A 23118-nucleotide genomic window follows, 5' to 3' on the forward strand; every position below is an offset into this window, starting at 1 on the left:
GTGACGGGCCGGGGCGGTCGGGGTGCGTCCGGGCGCGGGCGGCCCCGCGGGGCCTGCCAGTGGTCCGGACCACTCCTGTGGGCGCCCCCGCCCGTCGGGCGGGGGCGCGGGCGGCGGCGGGAACGGTCGAGGGAGGGCGGAGCGGGGCGCTCCGGCCGGCTCGGCGGCGCTGCCGTGGCGGTGGGTCCGAACGGGCTTCGATGGAGCTTCTGTGCGGTGCTGCGGGGGGCTTGGTGAACCCTCTTGAAGCTTGGTGCAATTGCACATATTAAATTGACCCCTTGGTGGGCGGGGGTGGGGCCGTGGGTTCTCCAAACTCTTACGGTGACTCCCATCACACCGATGGCGGCTTGTTGCCCGAGCGGCAACTGCGGTAAGGCGTACGGCGGATGGGCGGCGGGTGGTCGGACGATCCGCTCATCGTGGGGAGGTCGGGCCCCTTCCCGAGGTCCGCACGGCGACGACCGTCACGCCTTCGGGTGAGATTCCGGGCCGAGGCCCCGCAGGCCACGGTGGTCCGGTAGGCGTCGGGCCCGGCGAACGGGCCCGGAGGGCGGCGAAGGGCAAGAGAAAGGCCCGCATCCTCGAAGGATGCGGGCCTCGATGCGGTCCTGACGGGATTTGAACCCGCGGCCTCCACCTTGACAGGGTGGCGAGCACTCCAAACTGCTCCACAGGACCAGGTGCTGCGGCGCTCCGCTCCGCGTTGCGCTGCGAGACAGGACTGTACAGCAGGGCTGGCCGTGCGGTCGAACTCACTCCGTGCGCACGGTCCGCTACCGGCCGCCGGTGCCGCCGCCCGGGCGTCGCCGCGGCGGACCGCCCCCGGGTCAGGGCACCGCGGCGTCGATCGCCTTCACGATCCGTTTGTCCGAAACCGGATAGGCGGTACCCAGGGAGTGCGCGAAGTAGCTGACCCGCAGCTCCTCGATCATCCACCGGATCTCCCGCACCGGCTGCGGCACCGGACGGCCCCGGGGCAACTGCTCCAGCAGCCACCCGTACTCGTCCCGCATCTCGTGCACCTTGGCCATCCGGGTGGTGTCCCGCTGGGCGTTGGCCGGCATCTGCTGGAGGCGGCGGTCGACGGCCACCAGGTAGCGCATCAGGTGTGCCAGCCGCCCGATGCCCACCTCGGTGACGAAACCGGGCTTCACCAGGGCGTCGAGCTGCCCCCGGACGTCCGCGACGTTCGCCAGCAGGGCGGGGCTGGTGGTCGCCCGCAGTCGCCGCTCCGCGGCCTGCCAGGCGGCGAGCACCTGACGCACCTGGCCCACCGTCCGCACCGTCAGGTCGACGATGTCGGCGCGCACCCGGTCGTACAGCTTCCGGTAGGACTCCTCGTCCCACACCGGCCCGCCGGCGTCGGCGATGAGCCGGTCGGCGGCGGCGGTGGCGCAGTCCTCGAAGAGCGCCTGCACCGATCCGTGCGGATTGGCGGAGAGCGCCAGCTTGCCGGCGTTGCCCAGCTTGTCGAGGGCGAACTTGGCCGGATTCACCGGGATGTTGCGGACGATCAGCCGGCGGACGCCCCGCCACATCGCCTCCGCCTGCTCCGCCTCGGAGTCGAAGAGCCGCACCGACACCGTGCCGTCGGCCTCGTCGACGAGCGCCGGGTACGCCTTCACCGGCTGGCCCGCGCGTCGGGTCTCGAAGACCCGGTCGAGGGAGCCGATGGTCCAGTCGGTGAGGCCGGAGCGTTCCACGGCGGCCTGCCCGGAGCGCTCCGCGGTCGCCGCCGCGGCCCGGGAGAGCGCCTGCCGGGCCCGGGGCCGCAGCCGCTGGCGCAGCGCCTCCAGGTCCTTGTCCTCGGCGTCGGCGGAGACCTTGCGACGGCGCTCGTCGACGATCCGGAAGGTGATCCGCAGGTGGTCGGGGACCCTCGCCCAGTCGAAGTCCTCGGGCGTGAGGGGGACCCGCACCATCGCGTGCAACTCGCGGGCGAGCGTCACCGTCAGCGGTTCCTGGAGGGGCCGTGCGCGACGCAGGAAGCGCTGGGCGAAGTCCGGGGCGGGCACGTAGTGGCGGCGGATCGGCTTGGGCAGCGAGCGGATCAGCTCGGTCACCACCTGCTCGCGCAGCCCGGGGATCTGCCAGTCGAAGCCCTCGGCCGTGACCTGGTTGAGGACCTGGAGCGGCACGTGGACGGTGACGCCGTCGGCGTCCGCGCCGGGCTCGAACTGGTAGGTGACCCGCAGCCGGAGTTGTCCCTGCGTCCAGGTGTCCGGGTAGTCGGCCTTGGTGACCGCCTCCGCCGACTCCCGGATCAGCATCTCCCGCTCGAAGTCGAGGAGCTCGGGCTCCTCGTGGCGCTTGTGCTTCCACCAGGAGTCGAAGTGCGCCCCGGACACCACGTGGGCGGGCACCCGCTGGTCGTAGAAGTCGAACAGGGTCTCGTCGTCGACCAGGATGTCCCGGCGGCGGGCCCGGTGCTCCAGCTCCTCGACCTCGGTGAGCAGCTTGCGGTTGTCCGCGAAGAACTTGTGGTGGGTGCGCCAGTCGCCCTCGACCAGGGCGTGCCGGATGAACAGGTCGCGGGACGCCTCCGGGTCGATCCGCCCGTAGTTGACCTTGCGGTGCGCGACGATCGGCACCCCGTAGAGGGTGACCCGCTCGTAGGCCATCACCGCGGCCAGGTCCTTCTCCCAGTGCGGTTCGCTGTGGGTGCGCTTGACCAGGTGCTCGGCGAGCGGCTCGATCCACTCGGGCTCGATCTTCGCGTTGACCCGGGCCCACAGCCGGGAGGTCTCCACCAGCTCGGCGGACATCAGGACCTTGGGCTGCTTCTTGAACAGCGCCGAGCCGGGGAAGACCGCGAACTTGGCGCCGCGGGCTCCGAGGTACTCGTTCTTCTCCGGGTCCTTGAGGCCCACGTGCGAGAGCAGTCCGGCGAGCAGGGAGGTGTGCACGGCCTGGTCGGAGGCGTCGGTGTCGTTGAGGACGACGCCCATCGACTTGGTCACCGAACGCAGTTGGGCGTAGATGTCCTGCCACTCGCGGATGCGCAGGAAGTTGAGGTACTCCTGCTTGCACATGCGGCGGAACGCGGACGAGCCGCGTTCCTTCTGCTGCTCCCGCACGTACCGCCACAGGTTCAGCAGGGCGAGGAAGTCGCTGGTCTCGTCCTTGAACCGGGCGTGCTGCTGGTCGGCCTGGGTCTGCTTGTCGACGGGGCGCTCGCGGGGGTCCTGGATGGACAGCGCGGCGGCGATGACCATGACCTCGCGGACGCAGCCGTTGCGTTCGGCCTCGACGACCATCCGGGCCAGCCGCGGGTCCACCGGGAGCTGCGCCAGCTTCCGGCCGAGCGGGGTGAGCCGCTTGCGCTGGTCCTTCTGCGTCGGGTCCAGGGCGCCGAGTTCGGTGAGCAGGTGCACGCCGTCGCGGATGTTGCGGTGGTCCGGCGGGTCGATGAACGGGAACTTCTCGATCTCGCCGAGGCCGGCCGCGGTCATCTGGAGGATGACGGAGGCGAGGTTGGTGCGCAGGATCTCGGCGTCGGTGAACTCGGGGCGGGCGAGGAAGTCGTCCTCCGAGTAGAGCCGGATGCAGATGCCGTCCGAGGTGCGTCCGCAGCGGCCCTTGCGCTGGTTGGCGCTGGCCTGGCTGACGGGTTCGATCGGCAGCCGCTGCACCTTGGTGCGGTGGCTGTAGCGGGAGATCCGGGCGGTGCCCGGGTCGATGACGTACTTGATGCCGGGGACGGTCAGCGAGGTCTCGGCCACGTTGGTGGCGAGCACCACCCGGCGGCCGGAGTGGGGCTGGAACACCCGGTGCTGTTCGGCGTGCGACAGCCGGGCGTACAGCGGCAGCACCTCGGTGGAGCGGCGGACCGCGCTGCCCGCGCGGGTGAACATCTTGTTCAGCGCGTCGGCGGTGTCCCGGATCTCCCGTTCGCCGGAGAGGAACACCAGGACGTCGCCGGGCGCCTCGCCCTGGAGCTCGGTGACCGCCTCGCAGATGGCGGTGATCTGGTCGCGGTCGGCGGCCTCCTCGCCGTGCTGCGCGGCGTCCTCCAGCAACGGGCGGTAGCGCACCTCCACCGGGTAGGTGCGTCCGCTGACCTCCACGATCGGGGCGTCGCCGAAGTGGCGGGAGAAGCGCTCGGGGTCGATGGTCGCCGAAGTGATGATGACCTTGAGGTCGGGGCGGCGGGGCAGCAGCTGGGCGAGGTAGCCCAGCAGGAAGTCGATGTTGAGGGACCGTTCGTGGGCCTCGTCGATGATGATCGTGTCGTAGGCGCGCAGTTCGCGGTCGGTCTGGACCTCCGCGAGGAGGATGCCGTCCGTCATCAGCTTCACGAAGGTGTCCTGGCCCACCTGGTCGGTGAAGCGGACCTTCCAGCCCACCGCCTCGCCGAGCGGGGTGCGCAGTTCCTCCGCGACGCGTTCGGCGACGGTGCGGGCCGCGATCCGCCGGGGCTGGGTGTGGCCGATCATGCCCCGCACGCCCCGGCCGAGCTCCAGACAGATCTTGGGGATCTGGGTGGTCTTGCCGGAGCCGGTCTCGCCGGCGACGATCACCACCTGGTGGTCGCGGACGGCAGCCAGGATCTCGTCCTTCTTCTGGCTGACCGGCAGTTCTTCGGGATAGTCGATCGCCGGGACGCGGGCTGCCCGGGCCGCGATGCGGGCCTCGGCCGCCTCCGCCTCGGCGGCGATCTCGGCGAGGACCGCCGCGCGGGCCTCGGGGGTGCGGATGCGGCGGGTGCCGTCGAGCCGCCGGCCCAGCCGGAGGGCGTCCTTCGGGGCGAGTTCGGCGAGTCGGCGGCCGAGGTCGTCGGGCGCGGTGGCGGTGCCGGGATCGCCGGGGTCGGCGAGGACACGGCGGTCGCGCCGGGCGCCGCGCGGACGGCGGTCGCCCCGGGCGCCGGGGGCGGGAGCGGGCTGCGTAGACATACGCCCTCCAGGGTCTCACCTCGGCCCGGAACCCGACGAGCCCTTTTCCGCGCGGTCGCGCCGGGTCCGATGCGGCGGTGCGGAGGCCGCGGAGCGCGGGTGGGGCCCCCGGAGCTATAAGAATCCTATAAACGTGCAGCTCAGAAGGGGCGATTGCGGTAAGCGTCAGATAAAAGTTGAGCGGTACCCACTCAGGTCTGTTGACCGGGCCCCGGGCTTCGTGCATTCTTGAGCCTGTCCCGCTCAGGTTCCCCGTGCACCACGGGCCCCGGGCGGAGCGCAGCCAGCCGAGCAAGTTCTCTGGAGGAAACCGAAATGGCACGTGCGGTCGGCATCGACCTGGGCACGACTAACTCCGTCGTCAGCGTTCTGGAGGGCGGCGAGCCCACCGTCATCACCAACGCAGAGGGCGCCAGGACCACGCCGTCCGTCGTCGCCTTCGCCAAGAACGGCGAGGTGCTCGTCGGCGAGGTGGCCAAGCGCCAGGCCGTCACCAACGTCGACCGGACCATCCGGTCCGTCAAGCGCCACATGGGCACCGACTGGCGCGTCGACATCGACGAGAAGGCGTTCAACCCGCAGCAGATCTCGGCGTTCATCCTCCAGAAGCTGAAGCGCGACGCCGAGGCGTACCTGGGCGAGAAGGTCGCCGACGCGGTCATCACCGTCCCGGCGTACTTCAACGACTCGGAGCGCCAGGCCACCAAGGAGGCCGGCGAGATCGCGGGTCTGAACGTCCTGCGCATCGTCAACGAGCCCACCGCCGCGGCCCTCGCCTACGGCCTCGACAAGGACGACCAGACCATCCTGGTCTTCGACCTCGGCGGCGGCACCTTCGACGTCTCGCTGCTGGAGATCGGCGACGGCGTGGTCGAGGTGAAGGCCACCAACGGCGACAACAACCTCGGCGGCGACGACTGGGACCAGCGGGTCGTGGACTACCTGGTCAAGCAGTTCAACAACGGCCACGGCGTGGACCTCGGCAAGGACAAGATGGCGCTCCAGCGCCTGCGCGAGGCCGCCGAGAAGGCCAAGATCGAGCTCTCCTCGTCCACCGAGACCTCGATCAACCTGCCGTACATCACCGCCTCCGCCGAGGGCCCGCTGCACCTGGACGAGAAGCTCACCCGGGCGCAGTTCCAGCAGCTCACCTCGGACCTGCTGGACCGCTGCAAGACGCCGTTCCACAACGTCATCAAGGACGCCGGCATCGCGCTGTCCGAGATCGACCACGTGGTCCTGGTCGGCGGCTCCACCCGCATGCCCGCCGTCGCCGACCTGGTGCGCGAGCTGACCGGCGGCAAGGAGGCCAACAAGGGCGTCAACCCGGACGAGGTCGTCGCCATCGGCGCCTCGCTCCAGGCCGGTGTCCTCAAGGGCGAGGTCAAGGACGTCCTGCTCCTCGACGTCACCCCGCTGTCCCTCGGCATCGAGACCAAGGGCGGCATCATGACGAAGCTCATCGAGCGCAACACCACGATCCCGACCAAGCGCTCGGAGATCTTCACGACGGCCGAGGACAACCAGCCGTCCGTGCAGATCCAGGTCTACCAGGGCGAGCGCGAGATCGCCGCGTACAACAAGAAGCTCGGGATGTTCGAGCTGACCGGTCTGCCGCCCGCCCCGCGCGGCGTCCCGCAGATCGAGGTCTCCTTCGACATCGACGCCAACGGCATCATGCACGTGACCGCGAAGGACCTGGGCACGGGCAAGGAGCAGAAGATGACCGTCACCGGCGGCTCCTCGCTGCCGAAGGACGAGGTCAACCGGATGCGCGAGGAGGCCGAGAAGTACGCGGAGGAGGACCACGCCCGCCGCGAGGCCGCCGAGACCCGCAACCAGGGCGAGCAGCTCGTCTACCAGACGGAGAAGTTCCTGGGGGACAACGAGGACAAGGTCCCGGCCGAGGTGAAGACCGAGGTCGAGGGCGCGCTCGCCGAGCTGAAGGAGAAGCTCAAGGGCGAGGACTCCGCCGAGATCCGCACCGCCACGGAGAAGGTCGCGGCCGTCTCCCAGAAGCTGGGCCAGGCGCTGTACGCCGACGCCCAGGGCGCTCCGGGCGCCGCGGGCGGTGCCGAGGGCGCTGCCGGCGGCAAGGCCGATGACGACGTCGTCGACGCCGAGATCGTCGACGAGGACCGCAAGGGCGGTGCGGCGTGACCAAGGAGACCCCGGGCTTCGACGAGAAGGACGAGCCCACCGACGTCTCCGGCACCGCCGCCGACCAGGCCGAGAACGAAGCCGAGGCCGCCGAGGCCGCCGGGTCCTCCACCGAGGAGGGCCCGGCGGGCCGGGCCGGGGACGCCGAAGCGAAGGGCTCCGAGAACGCCGGGGCCGTGGCCGAGCTGGACCAGGTGCGCACCGCGCTGAGCGAGCGCACCGCGGACCTCCAGCGACTTCAGGCCGAATACCAGAACTACCGCCGCCGGGTGGAACGGGACCGGATCGCGGTCAAGGAGATCGCCGTGGCGAACCTCCTGACCGAGCTCCTTCCGGTGCTCGACGACATCGGCCGCGCCCGTGACCACGGGGAGCTGGTGGGCGGTTTCAAGTCGGTGGCCGAGTCGCTGGAGACGGTCGTCGCCAAGATGGGTCTCCAGCAGTTCGGCAAGGAGGGCGAGCCCTTCGACCCGACGGTGCACGAGGCCCTGATGCACAGCTACGCGCCGGACGTCACCGAGACGACCTGCGTGGCGATCCTCCAGCCCGGGTATCGGATCGGGGAGCGCACCATCCGCCCCGCGCGGGTGGCGGTGGCCGAGCCGCAGCCGGGCGCGTCGGCCGCGAAGGCGGACGGCGAGACGGAGGCGGACGAGCCCGAGGCCGGGGACGGCAAGGCGGCCGGTGCCGCCGACGGCAAGGACAGCGGTGCGCCCGACGAGGGCTGACCGCACCACGCACGGGAAGGAGGGACGTCGGGGATGAGTACCAAGGACTTCATCGAGAAGGACTACTACAAGGTCCTCGGCGTCCCCAAGGACGCCACCGAGGCCGAGATCAAGAAGGCGTACCGGAAGCTCGCCCGCGAGTTCCACCCGGACGCCAACAAGGGCAACGTCAAGGCCGAGGAGCGCTTCAAGGAGATCTCCGAGGCGAACGACGTGCTCGGCGACCCGAAGAAGCGCAAGGAGTACGACGAGGCGCGCGCCCTCTTCGGCAACGGTGGCTTCCGACCCGGACCGGGCGCGGGCGGCGGCTCGTTCAACTTCGACCTGGGCGACCTCTTCGGCGGCGGCCAGCAGGGCGGTGGCGCGGGCGGCGGCTTCGGCGGCGGTCTGGGCGACGTGTTCGGCGGGCTGTTCAACCGGGGCGGCGCGCCGGGCGCCGGTCGGGTGCAGCCCCGGCGGGGCCAGGACGTCGAGTCCGAGGTCACGCTGAGCTTCACCGAGGCCGTGGACGGGGCGACGGTGCCGCTGCGGATGTCCTCGCAGGCGCCCTGCAAGGCGTGTTCGGGCACCGGGGACAAGAACGGCACCCCGCGGGTGTGCCCCACCTGTGTGGGCACCGGGCAGGTGTCCCGGGGCGGCGGGGGAGGCTTCTCCCTCACCGATCCGTGCGTGGACTGCAAGGGCCGCGGCCTGATCGCCGAGACCCCCTGCGAGGTGTGCAAGGGGTCGGGACGGGCCAAGTCCTCGCGGACCATGCAGGTGCGCATCCCGGCGGGCGTCTCGGACGGGCAGCGGATACGGCTGCGCGGCAAGGGCGCCCCGGGCGAGCGCGGCGGCCCGGCCGGTGACCTGTACGTGGTCGTCCACGTGGACGCGCACCCGGTGTTCGGCCGCAAGGGCGACAACCTGACCGTGACGGTGCCCGTCAGCTTCGTCGAGGCGGCCCTCGGCGGCGAGGTGCGGGTGCCGACGCTGGGCGGTCCGCCGGTGACGTTGAAGTTGCCGCCGGGCGTGCCCAACGGCCGCACCATGCGGGCCCGCGGCAAGGGCGCGGTCCGCAAGGACGGCACCCGCGGGGACCTGCTGGTGACCGTGGAGGTCGCGGTGCCCAAGGACGTGACCGGCAAGGCCCGGGACGCCCTGGAGGCGTACCGGGAGGCGACCGCGGACCTCGATCCGCGGGCGGAGCTGTTCGAGGCCGCGAAGGGAGCATGAGCGCCATGGACGGGATGGGCACGGGCGGCCGACGCCGCAACCCCTACCAGTTGACCGACGACTCGCCGGTGTACGTCATCTCGGTGGCGGCCCAGCTCAGCGGGTTGCACCCGCAGACCCTGCGGCAGTACGACCGCTTGGGCCTGGTCTCCCCGGACCGCACCGCGGGCCGGGGCCGCCGCTACTCGGCCCGGGACATCGAACTGCTCCGTCAGGTGCAGCAGTTGTCCCAGGACGAGGGCGTGAACCTGGCCGGGATCAAGCGGATCATCGAGCTGGAGGCCCAGGTGGCCGCGTTGCAGGCGCGGGTCGCCGAGCTCCAGGACGCGGTGGAGGGCGCCGCGGCGACGCTGCGCCAGCGCGAGGCCGCCGTGCACGCCTCGTACCGTCGGGACCTGGTGCCCTACCAGGAGGGCCAGACCAGTGCGCTGGTCGTCTGGCGTCCGGGGCGCAGGAAGGACTAGTCGCGCCCGGGGCGCGACGGAACACGGGGCCGGAAGGAACGAACCTTCCGGCCCCGCGGCCGTGCCCGGCCGCGATCGGCCGGGGACACACCTTGATTAACCCCCCTGTAGCTAACCCGGGTGTGACCGTCTGTGAGGTGTGCGAGGCTGGGCGTGCCCGGGCCCCGGCGGTTCGCCGGACGCACGGGCCGGCGGCCTCGGCCCGGGACCGCACCACGGCGGTCCCGCCGTCGTAGGGTCGTCCGGGCGGGTCGGTCGACGTCGACCGTGGCTCGCCGAACGGGTGTCCCGGCCTGGGCGTCCCGGGCCGGCCAGGGGGATTGGCCGACACGGGGACAACCCGGGGCGACCGAGAATTCCCCTCCCCTCGCCCCGCACCAACTCTGCCGGTCACCGGTCGGTTGCACCACCCTCCGCTTGTTGCACTGCGCCAAGCGGAGGGGGGACGCAAGGGGAAAGAAGCGGACGGACCGGTGACAAGCCCCTCCGGAGGTGGGGGCGGAGATATGGCTGAGGCGCATGTGCACGGAGTGGACCAGCTCTGCGAAGAAGGCGACCGGGTGTACGTGAGCGCCCTGAAGGGGGGCCGGGTGGCGCGGGCGGTGGCGGCCGGGGCTCCCTGCCTGGTCGACCTGGGATTGCTGTACCCGGACCCGGAGGACACCGGGTGGCTGGTGCCCGAGCCGCCGGGGGCGGTGGTCGGCCGGTTGGCCCGCGGGCTCGACGAGGAACTGGCGCAGGCCCGGGACCGGGCGTACGCGGTGGTCCGGCTCGCCGAGCGCTACACCGGCTACTGCGGCCCGGCGGCGGTCGGCGGGGTGTCGGGGGTGCCGGGGCTGCGGGTGCTGGAGGGCAAGCCCCGCATCCGGGAGGCGATCGCGCAGGCATCGGACGAGTGCGCGGTCGAGCACCTGGCGATCCAGCCGGGCGGGGTGCGCCGGGAGGGGGTGCTCAGCGACGCGCTGCCGCTGGCGCTGGACATGGCGGGCCGCGGGGTGCGCATGCGGACCCTGTACACGCACGCCGCACGGCACGGGCAGGGCCTCTTCGAGTACGTGGAGCGGGTCGGGGGCGCGGTGCGGGTGCGCACCCTGGACGAGGTCACCGAGCGGCTGCTGATCTTCGACCGGGCGGTGGCGTTCGTCCCGGCGACCGAGGACCGCACGACCGCCCTGGAGCTGCGCCACCCCGGGCTGGTCGAGTTCCTCGCGATCGTCTTCGAACGGTTGTGGCGGCTGGCCCACCCGTTCGGCGAGGCGGTGCCGACGATGACCCCGGTGGACGGGATCACCCGACGGGAGTGGGCCATCGCGGCACTGCTCGCCGAGGGGCACACGGACGCCGAGATCGCCCAGCGGCTCGGCATCAACGTCCGCACCGCCCGGCACCACATCCGCAAGCTCGCCGAGGAGTTGGGGGCGGTGAGCCGTGCCCAACTGGGGGTGCGGATCGCCCAGGCCGGTCTGGACGTCCCGCCCCGGCCGCCCGTGCCCGGCGGCTGACGGGCGGGGCGGCCGGGGCGCACGGCGGTCACTGCTCGCGTTCCAGGATGCCCGAGCGGGCGATGAGGTAGCCGAGTTGGGCGCGGCTGCCGCTGCCGAGCGCGGCGGCGAGCTTGGCGATGTGGGCGCGGCAGGTGCGGACGTTCATCCCGAGCCGGCGGGCGATGGCCTCGTCCACGTAGCCCTCGACGAGGAGCTTGGCGATGGACTGCTGGACGCCGGTGATGCCGTCCGGGGTGGACTGGTACGGGACTTCGTCGAGGAGGGGGGTGGCGCGCCGCCACAGCTGTTCGAAGACGCGGATCAGATAGCGCACCAGCCCCGGGTGGCGCAGCTCCAGGGCGGTGGTGTCCTTGCCGGCGTCGGGGGCGACGGGGATGAACGCCACGGTGTCGTCGCAGATGATGAGCCGCTCGATCAGCTCTTCCAGGGTGCGGATCTCGATCAGCCCGTCGGCCATGTGGTCGACGTAGGCCATGGTGCCCTGGCTGTGGCGGACGGTGTGTTGGTAGAGGGTGCGGATCCGGACGCCGCGGTCGGTCAACGGGCGGTCCCGTTCCAGGGCTTGGTTGAGGATGTGTTCGCTGCGTCGGCCGCCGGGCTGGATGGTGAGCACTTCGGAGCGCACCTCGGCGGTGGCCACGTTCAGCGCGGTGTTGATGCGGTCGATGCCTTCGAGCACGGTGATGGCGTGGGTGGGCGCGGGGCTCTGCGCGCTGATGGCCATGAACGGCTCAAATGATTCGGTCAGTTCGATGGACAGTCGGCGCCTGTCCAGGATCTCCCGTTCCAGCGGGTGGAGCCGCTGTGCCAGGGCGACCGACGGGGGAACCGGACGCAGCCAGTTCGCATCGTCCGGATCGGGGTGGAGAAGAGCGAATTCCAGAAGGCACGGAGTCGCCGCAACCTCTGCCCGCGCGATGCGTCCGGCACTCAGTGCGCTCGCGTAGAGCTGTCCGCCTTCGGCGCACAGCTCGGCCATGGAGTGGTGATGTGTCGGATGTGTGTCGGTTATGGGCAAATCTCCACCCCCCAGGGTCTTGTACGTGCAAGAACATGATGCATCGCTCCAGTGGTGTTGACATGCCTGAATGAGCCATCGTCTTGTTGCACCGGGGGAGAGGACTCATCAGGTGAGGACGAAGCCGACTATGTTCAAGGGAATGCTTCGCTCAGTGCTGGCGACTTTCTCCGTGGTAGTGGCCGCGGGTGCACTCGGTGCCGCCGGCGCTACGACCGCGCACGCCGATACGGGTTGGGGTTACGTGGCCCCCGCTCGGAGCGGCCCGGTCACGGACAAGCCCGCCGACACCGGCTGGGGCTACAGCGTGCCCGCGCGGACCAAGGACACGGGTTGGGGTTACGACGCCCCGGTCCGGACGACCGACACGGGTTGGGGCTACAGCGTCCCCGTGAAGGTCACCGACACCGGTCGGCGATCATGAGCACGCCGCCCGACGACCGGTCGTTCCGGCGCGAGATGGCCACCGCCTATCGCTCCGGATGGCACTTCATCGACCTGGTCACCGCCATCCCCCACCAGGGGGACTCGCTGATGGTGACCCTGTTCGGGGAGCCGGTCGTGGTGGTGCGCGACGAGGACGAGGACGTCCGTGCCTACCGGTGCCTGCGCAGGCCGCGAGGTGCGCCCCGACCCGTTCGGTGCGCCATCCGTTACGGGATGATCTTCGTGAACCTCGACCAGCGCGACCACGAACAACTGGTGGACCGCGACGCCCCGGCGCCGCGCGACGCCCTGAAGACCATTTCCGCCACCCCCCGCAGTGCCTGAAGCGATTCCCCCGTCGTTATAGATCGCTTCAGGTGCTTCCCCCCGCAGCGGCGCCACCGTGGACCTGAAACTCGGTGGCGCCGCTGTCGTTCCCGCGTACGGTCGGCCATCCGCGCCCCGCGCCCCCTCCCGGGCCCGGGGCGTTCTCGTGCTTCCCGGACCTCCGGGAGTCCTCCTCAAGGCTGAGCGGAATGGACTCAACTTTGTGTAAGTTGGGATGGTCAGGTACGCGCGACAGGAGGAGAGAGCGCACGTGGACGCCGAGCTGACGAACCGGAGCCGGGACGCCCTGAACACGGCGAGCAACCGCGCCGTCGCCGAGGGGCACCCCGACCTCACCCCCGCCCACCTGCTGCTGGCCCTGCTGGGCGGGGAGGGCGACGCGGCCGAGAACCTCACCGATCTGCTGGCCGCCGTGGAGGCCGACCAGGCGGCCGTGCGGGGCGGCGCCGAGCGGCTGCTCGCCGAGCTGCCCAGCGTCACCGGATCGACGGTCGCGCCCCCGCAGCCCAGCCGCGAGACGCTGGCCGTCATCGCCGACGCGGCACGGCGTGCCAAGGAACTCGGCGACGACTACCTCTCCACCGAACACCTGCTGGTCGGGCTGGCCGCGAAGGGCGGCCGGGCCGGTGAGATCCTGGCCGAGCAGGGCGCGACGGCGAAGAGACTGCTGGCCGCCTTCGAGGAGAACAGGGGAGGGCGCCGCGTGACCACACCGGACCCGGAGGGCTCGTACAAGGCCCTGGAGAAGTTCGGCACCGACTTCACGGCCGCCGCCCGCGAGGGCAAGCTCGACCCGGTCATCGGCCGTGACCAGGAGATCCGCCGGGTGGTCCAGGTGCTGTCCCGCCGCACCAAGAACAACCCCGTCCTCATCGGTGAACCCGGCGTCGGCAAGACCGCGGTGGTCGAGGGACTCGCCCAGCGCATTGTCAAGGGCGACGTGCCGGAATCCCTGAAGAACAAGCGGCTGGTTTCCCTGGACCTCGGGGCGATGGTGGCCGGCGCCAAGTACCGGGGCGAGTTCGAGGAGCGGTTGAAGACCGTCCTCGCCGAGATCAAGGACAGCGACGGCCAGGTCATCACGTTCATCGACGAACTGCACACCGTGGTCGGCGCGGGCGCCGGCGGCGATTCGGCCATGGACGCCGGCAACATGCTGAAGCCCATGCTGGCCCGCGGCGAACTGCGCATGGTCGGCGCCACCACCCTGGACGAGTACCGCGAGCGCATCGAGAAGGACCCCGCGCTGGAGCGCCGCTTCCAGCAGGTGCTGGTCGCCGAACCCACCGTCGAGGACACCATCGCGATCCTGCGCGGGCTCAAGGGCCGCTACGAGGCCCACCACAAGGTGCAGATCGCCGACAGCGCCCTGGTCGCCGCCGCCACCCTCTCCGACCGGTACATCACCTCCCGCTTCCTGCCCGACAAGGCGATCGACCTGGTCGACGAGGCCGCCTCCCGGCTGCGCATGGAGATCGACTCCTCGCCGCTGGAGATCGACGAGCTCCAGCGCTCGGTGGACCGGCTGCGCATGGAGGAGCTGGCCCTCGCCAAGGAGACCGACCCGGCCAGCCGGCAGCGCCTGGACAAGCTCCGCCGCGACCTCGCCGACAAGGAGGAGGAACTGCGCCACCTCACCGCCCGCTGGGAGAAGGAGAAGCAGTCCCTCAACCGGGTCGGCGAACTCAAGGAGCGCCTCGACGAGCTGCGCGGACAGGCCGAACGGGCCCAGCGCGACGGCGACTTCGACACCGCGTCCAAATTGCTCTACGGGGAGATCCCCGGCCTGGAGCGCGATCTGGAGGCCGCCTCCGCGGCGGAGGAGCAGGCCGCCCGCGACACCATGGTCAAGGAGGGGGTCGGCCCCGACGACATCGCCGACGTGGTGGGCTCCTGGACGGGAATTCCGGCCGGACGGTTGCTCGAAGGGGAGACGCAGAAGCTGCTGCGCATGGAGGAGGAACTCGGCCACCGGCTGATCGGACAGGCCGAGGCGGTCCGCGCGGTCTCCGACGCGGTGCGCCGCACCCGGGCCGGCATCGCCGACCCCGACCGGCCCACCGGCTCGTTCCTCTTCCTCGGCCCCACCGGCGTCGGCAAGACCGAGCTGGCCAAGGCCCTCGCCGACTTCCTCTTCGACGACGAGCGGGCCATGGTCCGCATCGACATGTCGGAGTACGGGGAGAAGCACAGCGTGGCCCGACTGGTCGGGGCGCCCCCCGGTTACGTGGGCTACGAGGAGGGCGGTCAGCTCACCGAGGCGGTCCGCCGCCGCCCGTACAGCGTGGTGCTGCTGGACGAGGTGGAGAAGGCCCATCCCGAGGTCTTCGACGTGCTCCTCCAGGTCCTCGACGACGGCCGGCTCACCGACGGCCAGGGCCGCACGGTCGACTTCCGCAACACCATCCTCATCCTCACCTCCAACCTCGGCAGCCAGTACCTGGTGGAGCCGCTGACCAGTGAGGAGGAGAAGAAGCAGCAGGTCCTGGAGGTGGTGCGGACCTCGTTCAAGCCCGAGTTCCTCAACCGGCTGGACGACCTGGTGGTGTTCTCCGCGCTCGACCGGGACCAGCTGGCCCGGATCGCCCGGCTCCAGATCGACCGGCTCGCCGGGCGACTGGCCGAGCGGCGGCTCACACTGGAAGTGAGCGAGGAGGCGCTCGCCTGGCTGGCCGACGAGGGCAACGACCCCGCCTACGGGGCCCGGCCGCTGCGCCGGCTGGTGCAGACGGCGATCGGCGACCGACTCGCCAGGGAGATCCTCGCGGGCGAGGTCCGCGACGGCGACACCGTCCGGGTGGACGCCGTCGGCGACGGCCTCCTCGTGGGCCGGGCGACCGGGGCCGAGGAGGCCGACGCGGCCGGTGGGAAGACGCTCTGAGCGAAACCCCGACGCGCTCCCCGGCCCAATTCGGCCACCGGGGCGCAAAGAGCGCCGGGCGGGGCTTGCCAGCACCCGCCCGGCATGGGGGAGGATGACTCAATCCGTTCGAAGGGAAATACACGGTGAGCATCGACCCGTCCTCGATTCCGAACTTCGGGGGTCAGCCCGAGCCCGAGCCCGGTGGGCCGGCCGGTCCCGTCATCCCGGATCAGGACCTCGTGAAGCAGCTCCTGGAGCAGATGGAGCTGAAGTACGTCGTCGACGACGAGGGTGACCTCGCGGCGCCGTGGGAGGAGTTCCGCACCTACTTCATGTTCCGCGGCGAGGAGGAGCAGCAGGTCTTCTCGGTGCGGACGTTCTACGACCGGCCGCACTCCATCGAGGACAAGGCCGCGCTGCTGGAGTCCGTCGACGACTGGAACCGTCGCACCCTGTGGCCCAAGGTCTACAGCCACACGCACGACGACGGCACCGTCCGGCTGATCGGCGAGGCGCAGATGCTGATCGGCACCGGCGTCAGCCTGGAGCACTTCGTCTCCTCCACGGTGAGCTGGGTGCGGGCCGCGATCGAGTTCGACCGCTGGCTGGTGGAGCACCTGGGCCTGGAGAAGGACGTGGACTCCGCGGACGGCGAGGACTAGCAGCCCCGGGGGCGCGGCGCGCGGCCCGTCACAGCGGGGCGCGCCCGAAGCCGATCAGGAACACCCCGTAGGACAGGGAGAGCCCGGTCAGGAACGCGATCACCACGATCGCGGGCCCGGACCGGGCTCTCGTCGTGCGCGCCAGCGCCCGGCCCAGCGGGATCAGCAGCGGGAACGCGGGCAGCAGGAACCGCGGCTTGGACTCGAAGAACCCGGCACCGCCGAGCGCCACCAGCAGCAGCACCCCCGCGTAGACGACGAGGGGCAGCGGGGTGCGCTCGACCAGCAGCAGCACGAAGAGCAGCACCGCGAGCAGCACGATCAGCAGGGCCATCGGGAACACGAACTTGCTGGTGCGGGTGAGCAGCACCCCCACGAAGGTGGCGGCGCCCTGCCCGAAGTCGAAGCGGGACCCCCAGTCGCGCTGCACCCCGAAGTAGCCGCCGAGCGGATCGCCCCGGCGCCACCCCACCCACAGCACGTAGCCGACCCAGCCCGCCGGGGCGAGCAGCGCCCCCGTCCACAGCCTGTGGACGGAGGGCGGCCGGCCCCGCGCCGCGACCCCGTCCCCGGCGCGGGACCGCCGCCACAGCTCCAGGGCCGCCGCCGCGATCACCGCCGCCGCCACGGCGAACCCGTTGGGCCGGGAGGCCCCGGCGAGCGCCGCCAGGACGCCCGCCCACACCCAGCGCCCGGTGACCGCGGCGTACAGCGCCCAGGCGGCGAACGCGGTCAGCAGCGGCTCGGTGTACCCCAGGGACAGCACCACCGAGTGGGGCAGCGCCGCCCACACCACGACCACCAGCACCCCGGTGCGCCGGTCGTACAACCGGCTCACCAGGGTGTAGATCCCCCAGGCGGCGACGGTCGCGGACGTCCAGGACACCAGCAGCCCGGCCGCCCCCCAGGACACCGGCAGCACCGTCGCCACCGCACGCACCAGGGCCGGGTAGACGGGGAAGAACGCCAGGTCGCTGAAGACGACCCCGGGCCGGTAGTGGACCGTCCGGTGCCCGTACCCGTACACCGCGACGCTGAGGTACCAGACGCAGTCCCAGGACCGCCCCAGCATCCGCAGCAGCGAACGGTCGGTGGCCGCGGCGGCGATGCCGACCGCGAGCACCCCGGCCAGCCGCACCGCGAGGAACAGCCCGACCGCGACCGCCCCCGGCGGCAGCCGCCGCCACCACGGCGGCGGTCCCGGGGGCGGCGCGGCGGGAGCGCCCCGGGCGTCGGGGGCGGACGTCCGGGCGGGGGCCGGGGGCAGCGGGGTGCGGGGCTGGTTCACACCGGAAACCTTGGCGCCGGGCCCCCGCCCCCCGGACCAGGCGCGGCCGGGCACCCCCGACGCCCACCCGATCCGGCGCACCGGGAACGGGTGTTCGGGGTGGGGGGTGGGGCGTACCGGAGGCCCGGAGCGTCGCTCGCCGTATCCTGGCTGCACAACGGGAAGGAGCCGCCCCATGAGCGTCGACGCGATCGTGCACACCGAGTTCCCGGAGGGGTACACGGTCCTGTTCGGGGCCGACGGAAAGGTGATCATGACTCCGCAGAGCGAAGAGCACTCCAGCACCATCAGGTCGATGCAGATCGACTCCGCTCTCGCCCTCGGTCGTCATGCGAAGGTCACCTCCGACGTGTACATCGACTTCCCCGCCGACGAGAACTCCGCGCCCGACCTGGCGATCCTCCGCGAGGACGCCCGCAGGGAGGGCAAGCGCTACGGCTTCGAGGACGTGCTGCTGATCTCCGAGGTCGTCTCGACCTCCTCCGCGCGCAAGGACTACGACGACTGCACCGCGAAGTACGGCCGCTACGGCATCCCGATCTACCTGGTCGTGGACCCCTACGCCCAGGAGGTCGTCCTCCACACCGAGCCGACCGGAACCGGCTACATCGCGGCGCACACCCACCAGTACGGCACCGGCAAGCTCCCCATCCCGCTGGCCGACGGTCGGACCTTCACCCTCGACCTCGACGAACTTCCCCGCCCGGAGCCCGAGACGAACGCCCGCTGAGGACGCTCCTTTGGACCGGCGAGGCCGGGCGTCCTCGGGTACGCATCCCTCCGGCACCCGAAGGACACCGAGTGACGCTCCCGAGCGCCGCCCCCGAGCAGCGAGGGCGGCGCCCGGGGTTCAGGACGCCAGGCCCTTGAGCCGGCCGATCGCCTCGGTGAGCACCTCCACCCGCTTGCAGAAGGCGAACCGCACGAAGGGGGCGCCGGCGGCGCGGTCGTCGTAGAAGACGGCGTTCGGGACGGCGACCACGCCCGCGCGCTCGGGCAGGGAGCGGCAGAAGGCGAGGCCGTCGCTCTCGCCGAGGGGGCGGACGTCGGTGGTGACGAAGTAGGTCCCGGCGGGTCGGTAGACCGTGAAGCCGGCCTCGGCCAGGCCGTCCGCGAGCAGGTCGCGCTTGGCGAGCAGGTCGGCGCGGAGCCCGTCGAAGTAGTCGTCGGGCAGGGCGAGGGCCTCGGCCACGGCGTACTGGAACGGCCCCGCGGACACGTAGGTGAGGTACTGCTTCACCGTGCGGACGGCGGTGACCAGCGCCGGGGCGCCGGTGATCCAGCCGACCTTCCAGCCGGTGAACGAGAAGGTCTTGCCGGCGCTGGAGATGGTGAGGGTCCGCTCGCGCATGCCGGGGAAGGCGGCCAGCGGCAGGTGCCCGCCGTCCGCGTCGGGGAAGACCAGGTGCTCGTACACCTCGTCCGTGAGGACGAGCAGGTCCCGTTCCACCGCGAGCGCGGCGATCTCGGCGAGTTCGGCCCGGCTCAGCACGGTGCCGGTGGGGTTGTGCGGGGTGTTGATCAGCAGCAGCCGGGTGCGCGGGGTGACGGCGGCGCGCAGTTCGTCCAGGTCGAGTCGGAACCGGCCGTCGGCCGGGCGCAGGGTGACCGGCACCCGGACGCCGCCGGCCAAGGCGATGCTCGCGGCGTAGGAGTCGTAGTAGGGCTCCAGGGCGATGACCTCGTCGCCCGGCTCGACCAGCGCCAGCAGCGCCGCGGCGATGGCCTCGGTGGCGCCCGCGGTGACCAGCACCTCGGTGTCCGGGTCCAGGGAGAGGCCGTAGCGCCGCGCCTGGTGGTCGGCGATCGCGGTGCGCAGCTCGGGGACGCCCGGGCCGGGCGGGTACTGGTTGCCCCGGCCGTCGCGCAGCGCGCGCACGGCGGCCTCCCGCACGGACTCGGGTCCGTCGGTGTCGGGGAAGCCCTGGCCGAGGTTGATCGCGCCGGTGGCGGCGGCCAGGGCGGACATCTCGGCGAAGATCGTCGTCCCCATGCCGTCCATCCGGCGGTTGAGCAGCGGTCGTGGGCTCATTGCGGGATTCCCCCTCCACGGTGTGCGGTCGGGTTCATCCTCGCGGTCGGGGCCGAGCGGGGACAAGCCCGCCCGGGGTGCGGCGCGCACCGCCGTTCCGGTGCTGACCGCGGCCCTCGTCCCGCGCGGCCGGGCCCGCCGGCCGGGCTCCTCGCCTGCCGTCGCCCGCGCACCGAACCTCTGGACTTGCTCAACTCCGCTTTGGGCAGGTCGGGGCGGGGGCATCACCTCGGCACACGGGCGCGAGCCCCGCCCGGGGGCAGGCACGAGGGGCGGGGCACACTCGTCGGAGAACACCACGCACCCGGCAAGCGGGTGCAAGCGGCGCGAACGGGGCCATCGGCCCACGAGCGCCGCCGGTACGGGAGCGGAACGGGGGCACGGGGCCAGCGCGGTCGGTCGACCGCGTCGGGCGTCGGCGCGGTCCGCCGAACGGAAAGAGGGGGAGTCATGGTCTGGGTCATCTTGGCCGTCGGGGTCTTCGTGGCGTCGATGGTGTTCCTGGGCTCCATCCTGCTCTCCGTGCGCACCTCGGCGAGCGCACGGGGCAGCAGTGGCAGCGGAGCGCGCCGGAGCACGGGCGGGAAGAAGGGCAAGGGCAAGAAGGGCTCGTCCGGCAGCTGGTACGGCGGGAGCAGCTCCTCCGGCGACACCGGCACGTCCTGCGGCGGGGGCGGGTCCTCCTGCGGCAGCAGCTCGTCCTCCTGCGGGGGTGGGGGCGGATGCGGTGGCAGTAGCTGACTCGTGACACCGCGCACTTCGCGTGCGCCCGGGGCGCCCGGCGGTTCCGACCGGCGGGCGCCCCGGTGCGTCACTCCCCGCACGGGGGCGCCCGATGCGACGCGGGGGCGCGTGACAGCGACGCACTCCCGGTTCGGGAGTCGTGTTGCGCACCGCTCGCCCCATGCGTCCCGTCCCGTCATCACCGGTTCGGAGGACGGGGGTTGAACAGGTGAGCTGTGCTGCCCTCCACGGGATGGAATGCGCATGAAGTTGGGTAAAAACGCTGTGGTGACGCTGAAGTTCATGATTCCCTCTTAACGTCAACGCAGCCCTCGGACACCTCGTGGGCACGAGCCGGCATGCAGCGGGCCCGGAGCCACTCCGGGCCGTACCCCCGCGCCAGCCGCGGGCGTCCGCCGGCCCCAACTCCCTTTTGTGTGCTAGCGGAGCCGACCCATGCTCACGACCCTGAAGACCTCCTACACCGACACCAGTGCCTCCGACCTCGCCTGGGCGCTGGGCCGGGAGCCGCTGCCCGCCCTGGCCACACTCGACCTCGAACTATCGGGTGCCAAGCTCCAGTTGCGCCTGCTGGGCGCCTCCCACCAGGTCCTCCTGGAGGAGGAGTACGGCACCTGCTCGGAGACCGTGGCCTGCATCCCCGGACGCAGCACCCCCCTCCCGCTGGGAGTCGCCGAGCGCGTCGGGGACTGGGAGTACGAGTTCGCGGCCCGGGTCGAGACGCTCTCCGGCGGACAGTTCGCCGGCCGGGCGCAGGAACTCCTGGCCCTCGTCTCGGACCACCCGCAGGGACTCGCCGGAGTCTTCCCCGGCGACCCCAACGCGTTCACGGCGATGCTCGCCCAGCGCCACAACGGCCACGTGCACTGGCGGACTTGGCACGCCTACCCGCAGGACGGTCAACTCGTCGCCACCCGCACCCGGGTCGGGGTGAGGGTGGCCGCCACCCTGTAACCGCCGCACCGGGCCGGTCATGCCGCTCCGTGCCAGGTCCACACGTGTGGGTGACCGACCCCGGTGAAACGGTGACGTACCGTCGCAACGTGATCGAATCGCCCCCGCCGGCCCCGGTCGCCGCACCGCCCCGCCCGACCCCCCGCACGGAACGCCGGGCGCCGCTGCCCCTGCCCGCAGGCCCGGCTCGACTCCTCGTGCTCGTCGGGGTGTTCGTCTGCGCGGCCTGCGGACTCGCCTACGAACTCGAACTCCTCGCCCTGGCCTCCTCCCTGTTGGGCGACTCGGTCACCCAAGCCTCCGTGGTGCTCTCGGTGATGGTCTTCGCCATGGGCGTCGGCTCGCTCGCCGCGAAGCGGCTGCGCACCCGCGCGGCGCTCGGCTTCGGACTGGTCGAGGCGCTGCTCGCCCTCGTCGGCGGGGCCAGCGGTCTCGCCCTGCACGCCTCGTTCGCCTGGTCCGGAGCCCCGGACGGCACCGGGACCGGGCCGCTGACCTGGGCGCAGGACCCGGCGGTCCTGCTGGTCTGCTTCTCCTTCGCGATCGGCGGACTCATCGGCGCCGAGGTCCCCCTGCTGATGGTCCTGATCCAACGCATCCGGCGCCAGGACGCGGGCGGGGCCGTCGCCGACCTGTTCGCCGCCGACTACGTGGGCGCCCTGCTCGGCGGGCTCGCCTTCCCGTTCCTGCTGCTTCCCGCGTTCGGGCAACTCGTCGGCGCACTGCTGACCGGGGCGGTGAACGCGGTGGTGGGCGGCCTACTGGTGCTCGGACTCTTCCACCGCGACCTGACCCGGCGGGCCCGCCGACTGGTGCTCCTCGCCAACCTGCTCGTCCTGGCGCTGCTCGCCACCGGCGCCGTCCTCGTCGACGACTTCGAGCGCGCCGCCCGGCGCGCCGTGTACGGGGGCGACGTGCGGGCCGCGGTGTGGACCGGCCGGCAGGAGGTCGTGCTCACCGGCGGCGGGGACCGGGCGGTCCACCTCTACCTGGACGGACGGCCCCGGCTGGCCGCCCCCGCCGCGCCGGCCGACTCCGCCCGCACGCCCTACGAGGCCCTGGTGCGGCCGGCGTTGGCGGGCGGCCGGCACGCCCGGGTGCTGGTGCTGGGCGGCGGCGACGGCCTGACCGCCCGGGAGGTCCTCGCCCACCCCGGGGTCACCCGGCTCGACCTGGTGGAGCCGGACCCCGGACTCGTCCGGCTCGCCCGCACCGAGCCGGCCCTCACCCGACTGAACGACGGCGCGCTCAACGACCCGCGGGCCCGGGCCGCCGGGACGGACGTCTTCGACTGGCTGCGCCGGGCGCACGCCCGTTCCGCCCCCGCCCGGGCGCGGTACGACGTGATCCTCTGCGACCTCCCGGGACCCGCCCGCACCGAGAGCGCCAAACTGTACTCACGGGAGTTCTACGCACTGGCCCGCTCGCTCCTCGCGGACGGCGGGCGGCTGGCCGTCCGCATGGGCGCCCCGACGGCGGGCGCCCCCGGACCGGGGGGACTGTGGACCGTCGAGGCGACGCTGCGGGCGGCCGGCCTGCACGTGGTCCCCTACCTGTCGCCCGGCACCGGGGACCGCGGCTGGGGCGTACTGCTGGCCGGCCGGGACGCCCCGCGGATCACCCTGCCCGACGGGGGGACGTCCACCGAACGGCCCCCCGGCACCCGGGGGCTCACCATCGGAGCGCTCGCGGAGGCGGTACGGCGTGCGGAACGGCGACGACCCGCCTCCGCGCCGGTCTCCACCCTGGTCCACCCGCGTTACGCCTGAGCGCCGGCGCGCCCGCCCGCGGACCGCGCCCGGGGGAAGTTCTC

17 protein-coding genes and 1 tRNA gene are annotated in these 23118 nt (G+C 72.2%); 13 read left to right on the forward strand and 5 right to left on the reverse strand.

What is annotated here, in order from left to right; all coding sequences use genetic code 11:
* Nucleotides 1-606: 606 nt before the first annotated feature.
* Together ACSMX9_RS15250 and hrpA are read right to left on the reverse strand one after the other, a co-directional pair.
* Nucleotides 607-681 (reverse strand) — tRNA-Asp (locus ACSMX9_RS15250).
* A 149-nt stretch (nt 682-830) separates the two neighbouring features.
* Nucleotides 831-4898 carry an ATP-dependent RNA helicase HrpA gene (gene hrpA / locus ACSMX9_RS15255; RefSeq protein ID WP_445402828.1) on the reverse strand — a complete coding sequence of 1356 codons (4068 nt, stop codon included), beginning with the start codon at nt 4896-4898 and terminating at the stop codon, nt 831-833.
* A 315-nt stretch (nt 4899-5213) separates the two neighbouring features.
* Here hrpA and dnaK point away from each other — a divergent pair, with 315 nt between their 5' ends.
* The 5 genes from dnaK (at nt 5214) to ACSMX9_RS15280 (ending at nt 10967) form a co-directional block, all read left to right on the forward strand.
* Nucleotides 5214-7058: a molecular chaperone DnaK gene (gene dnaK, locus ACSMX9_RS15260; protein ID WP_445402829.1), complete on the forward strand. Its 1845-nt coding sequence runs from the start codon at nt 5214-5216 to the stop codon at nt 7056-7058.
* Complete coding sequence (gene grpE / locus ACSMX9_RS15265) at nt 7055-7786, forward strand: nucleotide exchange factor GrpE (RefSeq protein WP_445402830.1); 732 nt, start codon at nt 7055-7057, stop codon at nt 7784-7786. The genes dnaK and grpE overlap by 4 nt, the downstream gene beginning before the upstream one ends.
* 33 nt (nt 7787-7819) lie before the next feature.
* Nucleotides 7820-9001: a molecular chaperone DnaJ gene (dnaJ, locus tag ACSMX9_RS15270; protein ID WP_445402831.1), complete on the forward strand. Its 1182-nt coding sequence runs from the start codon at nt 7820-7822 to the stop codon at nt 8999-9001.
* 14 nt (nt 9002-9015) lie between these two features.
* Nucleotides 9016-9465, forward strand: a complete 450-nt coding sequence (locus ACSMX9_RS15275; protein WP_445402999.1) for a heat shock protein transcriptional repressor HspR — start codon at nt 9016-9018, stop codon at nt 9463-9465.
* 506 nt (nt 9466-9971) lie between these two features.
* Entirely contained in the window at nt 9972-10967 is a 996-nt protein-coding gene (locus tag ACSMX9_RS15280) for a LuxR C-terminal-related transcriptional regulator (RefSeq protein WP_445402832.1), read from the forward strand.
* Nucleotides 10968-10995: 28 nt separating this feature from the next.
* On the opposite strand, the gene ACSMX9_RS15285 is transcribed toward ACSMX9_RS15280, so the two are convergent.
* Complete coding sequence (locus ACSMX9_RS15285; protein WP_351245220.1) at nt 10996-11949, reverse strand: helix-turn-helix transcriptional regulator; 954 nt, start codon at nt 11947-11949, stop codon at nt 10996-10998.
* A gap of 283 nt (nt 11950-12232) precedes the next feature.
* On the opposite strand from ACSMX9_RS15285, the gene ACSMX9_RS15290 reads away from it, so the two are divergent.
* From ACSMX9_RS15290 to ACSMX9_RS15305, 4 genes are all read left to right on the forward strand, one after another.
* Nucleotides 12233-12412, forward strand: coding sequence for a hypothetical protein (locus ACSMX9_RS15290; protein WP_445402833.1), 180 nt, complete (start codon nt 12233-12235; stop codon nt 12410-12412).
* Complete coding sequence (locus ACSMX9_RS15295; protein ID WP_351245216.1) at nt 12409-12759, forward strand: hypothetical protein; 351 nt, start codon at nt 12409-12411, stop codon at nt 12757-12759. Before ACSMX9_RS15290 ends, ACSMX9_RS15295 begins: the two co-directional genes overlap by 4 nt.
* Before the next feature lie 253 nt (nt 12760-13012).
* On the forward strand, nt 13013-15643 hold the full coding sequence (gene clpB / locus ACSMX9_RS15300) for an ATP-dependent chaperone ClpB (RefSeq protein WP_366114519.1): 2631 nt from the start codon (nt 13013-13015) through the stop codon (nt 15641-15643).
* Between the two features lie 125 nt (nt 15644-15768).
* On the forward strand, nt 15769-16287 hold the full coding sequence (locus ACSMX9_RS15305; RefSeq protein ID WP_445402834.1) for a YbjN domain-containing protein: 519 nt from the start codon (nt 15769-15771) through the stop codon (nt 16285-16287).
* 28 nt (nt 16288-16315) lie between these two features.
* Here the strand turns inward: ACSMX9_RS15305 and ACSMX9_RS15310 are convergent, their stop codons facing one another.
* On the reverse strand, nt 16316-17575 hold the full coding sequence (locus ACSMX9_RS15310; protein ID WP_445402835.1) for a hypothetical protein: 1260 nt from the start codon (nt 17573-17575) through the stop codon (nt 16316-16318).
* Nucleotides 17576-17750: 175 nt separating this feature from the next.
* Here ACSMX9_RS15310 and ACSMX9_RS15315 point away from each other — a divergent pair, with 175 nt between their 5' ends.
* Nucleotides 17751-18305 (forward strand): Uma2 family endonuclease, encoded by a 555-nt coding sequence (locus tag ACSMX9_RS15315; protein ID WP_351245208.1) that lies wholly within the window; start codon nt 17751-17753, stop codon nt 18303-18305.
* 120 nt (nt 18306-18425) lie between these two features.
* Here ACSMX9_RS15315 and ACSMX9_RS15320 read toward each other — a convergent pair whose 3' ends face one another.
* Entirely contained in the window at nt 18426-19607 is a 1182-nt protein-coding gene (locus ACSMX9_RS15320; RefSeq protein ID WP_445402836.1) for a pyridoxal phosphate-dependent aminotransferase, read from the reverse strand.
* Nucleotides 19608-20057: 450 nt separating this feature from the next.
* Here ACSMX9_RS15320 and ACSMX9_RS15325 point away from each other — a divergent pair, with 450 nt between their 5' ends.
* From ACSMX9_RS15325 to ACSMX9_RS15335, 3 genes are all read left to right on the forward strand, one after another.
* Nucleotides 20058-20348 carry a hypothetical protein gene (locus tag ACSMX9_RS15325; protein WP_445402837.1) on the forward strand — a complete coding sequence of 97 codons (291 nt, stop codon included), beginning with the start codon at nt 20058-20060 and terminating at the stop codon, nt 20346-20348.
* A 438-nt stretch (nt 20349-20786) separates the two neighbouring features.
* Nucleotides 20787-21305 carry a DUF2617 family protein gene (locus ACSMX9_RS15330; protein ID WP_445402838.1) on the forward strand — a complete coding sequence of 173 codons (519 nt, stop codon included), beginning with the start codon at nt 20787-20789 and terminating at the stop codon, nt 21303-21305.
* Between the two features lie 89 nt (nt 21306-21394).
* Entirely contained in the window at nt 21395-23074 is a 1680-nt protein-coding gene (locus tag ACSMX9_RS15335) for a polyamine aminopropyltransferase (protein ID WP_445402839.1), read from the forward strand.
* Nucleotides 23075-23118: the final 44 nt, after the last annotated feature.

It is taken from the genome of Streptomyces sp. LE64 (assembly GCF_052606915.1).

What these genes read in the sequence shown, in the direction of transcription:
- ACSMX9_RS15280 (WP_445402832.1), top strand. Translation starts at nt 9,972, where the DNA reads ATGGCTGAGGCGCATGTGCACGGAGTGGACCAGCTCTGCGAAGAAGGC.
- dnaJ (WP_445402831.1), top strand. Translation starts at nt 7,820, where the DNA reads ATGAGTACCAAGGACTTCATCGAGAAGGACTACTACAAGGTCCTCGGC.
- ACSMX9_RS15315 (WP_351245208.1), top strand. Translation starts at nt 17,751, where the DNA reads ATGAGCGTCGACGCGATCGTGCACACCGAGTTCCCGGAGGGGTACACG.
- ACSMX9_RS15325 (WP_445402837.1), top strand. Translation starts at nt 20,058, where the DNA reads ATGGTCTGGGTCATCTTGGCCGTCGGGGTCTTCGTGGCGTCGATGGTG.
- ACSMX9_RS15285 (WP_351245220.1), bottom strand. Translation starts at nt 11,949, where the DNA reads ATGGCCGAGCTGTGCGCCGAAGGCGGACAGCTCTACGCGAGCGCACTG.
- ACSMX9_RS15295 (WP_351245216.1), top strand. Translation starts at nt 12,409, where the DNA reads ATGAGCACGCCGCCCGACGACCGGTCGTTCCGGCGCGAGATGGCCACC.
- ACSMX9_RS15275 (WP_445402999.1), top strand. Translation starts at nt 9,016, where the DNA reads ATGGGCACGGGCGGCCGACGCCGCAACCCCTACCAGTTGACCGACGAC.
- ACSMX9_RS15330 (WP_445402838.1), top strand. Translation starts at nt 20,787, where the DNA reads ATGCTCACGACCCTGAAGACCTCCTACACCGACACCAGTGCCTCCGAC.
- dnaK (WP_445402829.1), top strand. Translation starts at nt 5,214, where the DNA reads ATGGCACGTGCGGTCGGCATCGACCTGGGCACGACTAACTCCGTCGTC.
- hrpA (WP_445402828.1), bottom strand. Translation starts at nt 4,898, where the DNA reads ATGTCTACGCAGCCCGCTCCCGCCCCCGGCGCCCGGGGCGACCGCCGT.
- ACSMX9_RS15320 (WP_445402836.1), bottom strand. Translation starts at nt 19,607, where the DNA reads ATGAGCCCACGACCGCTGCTCAACCGCCGGATGGACGGCATGGGGACG.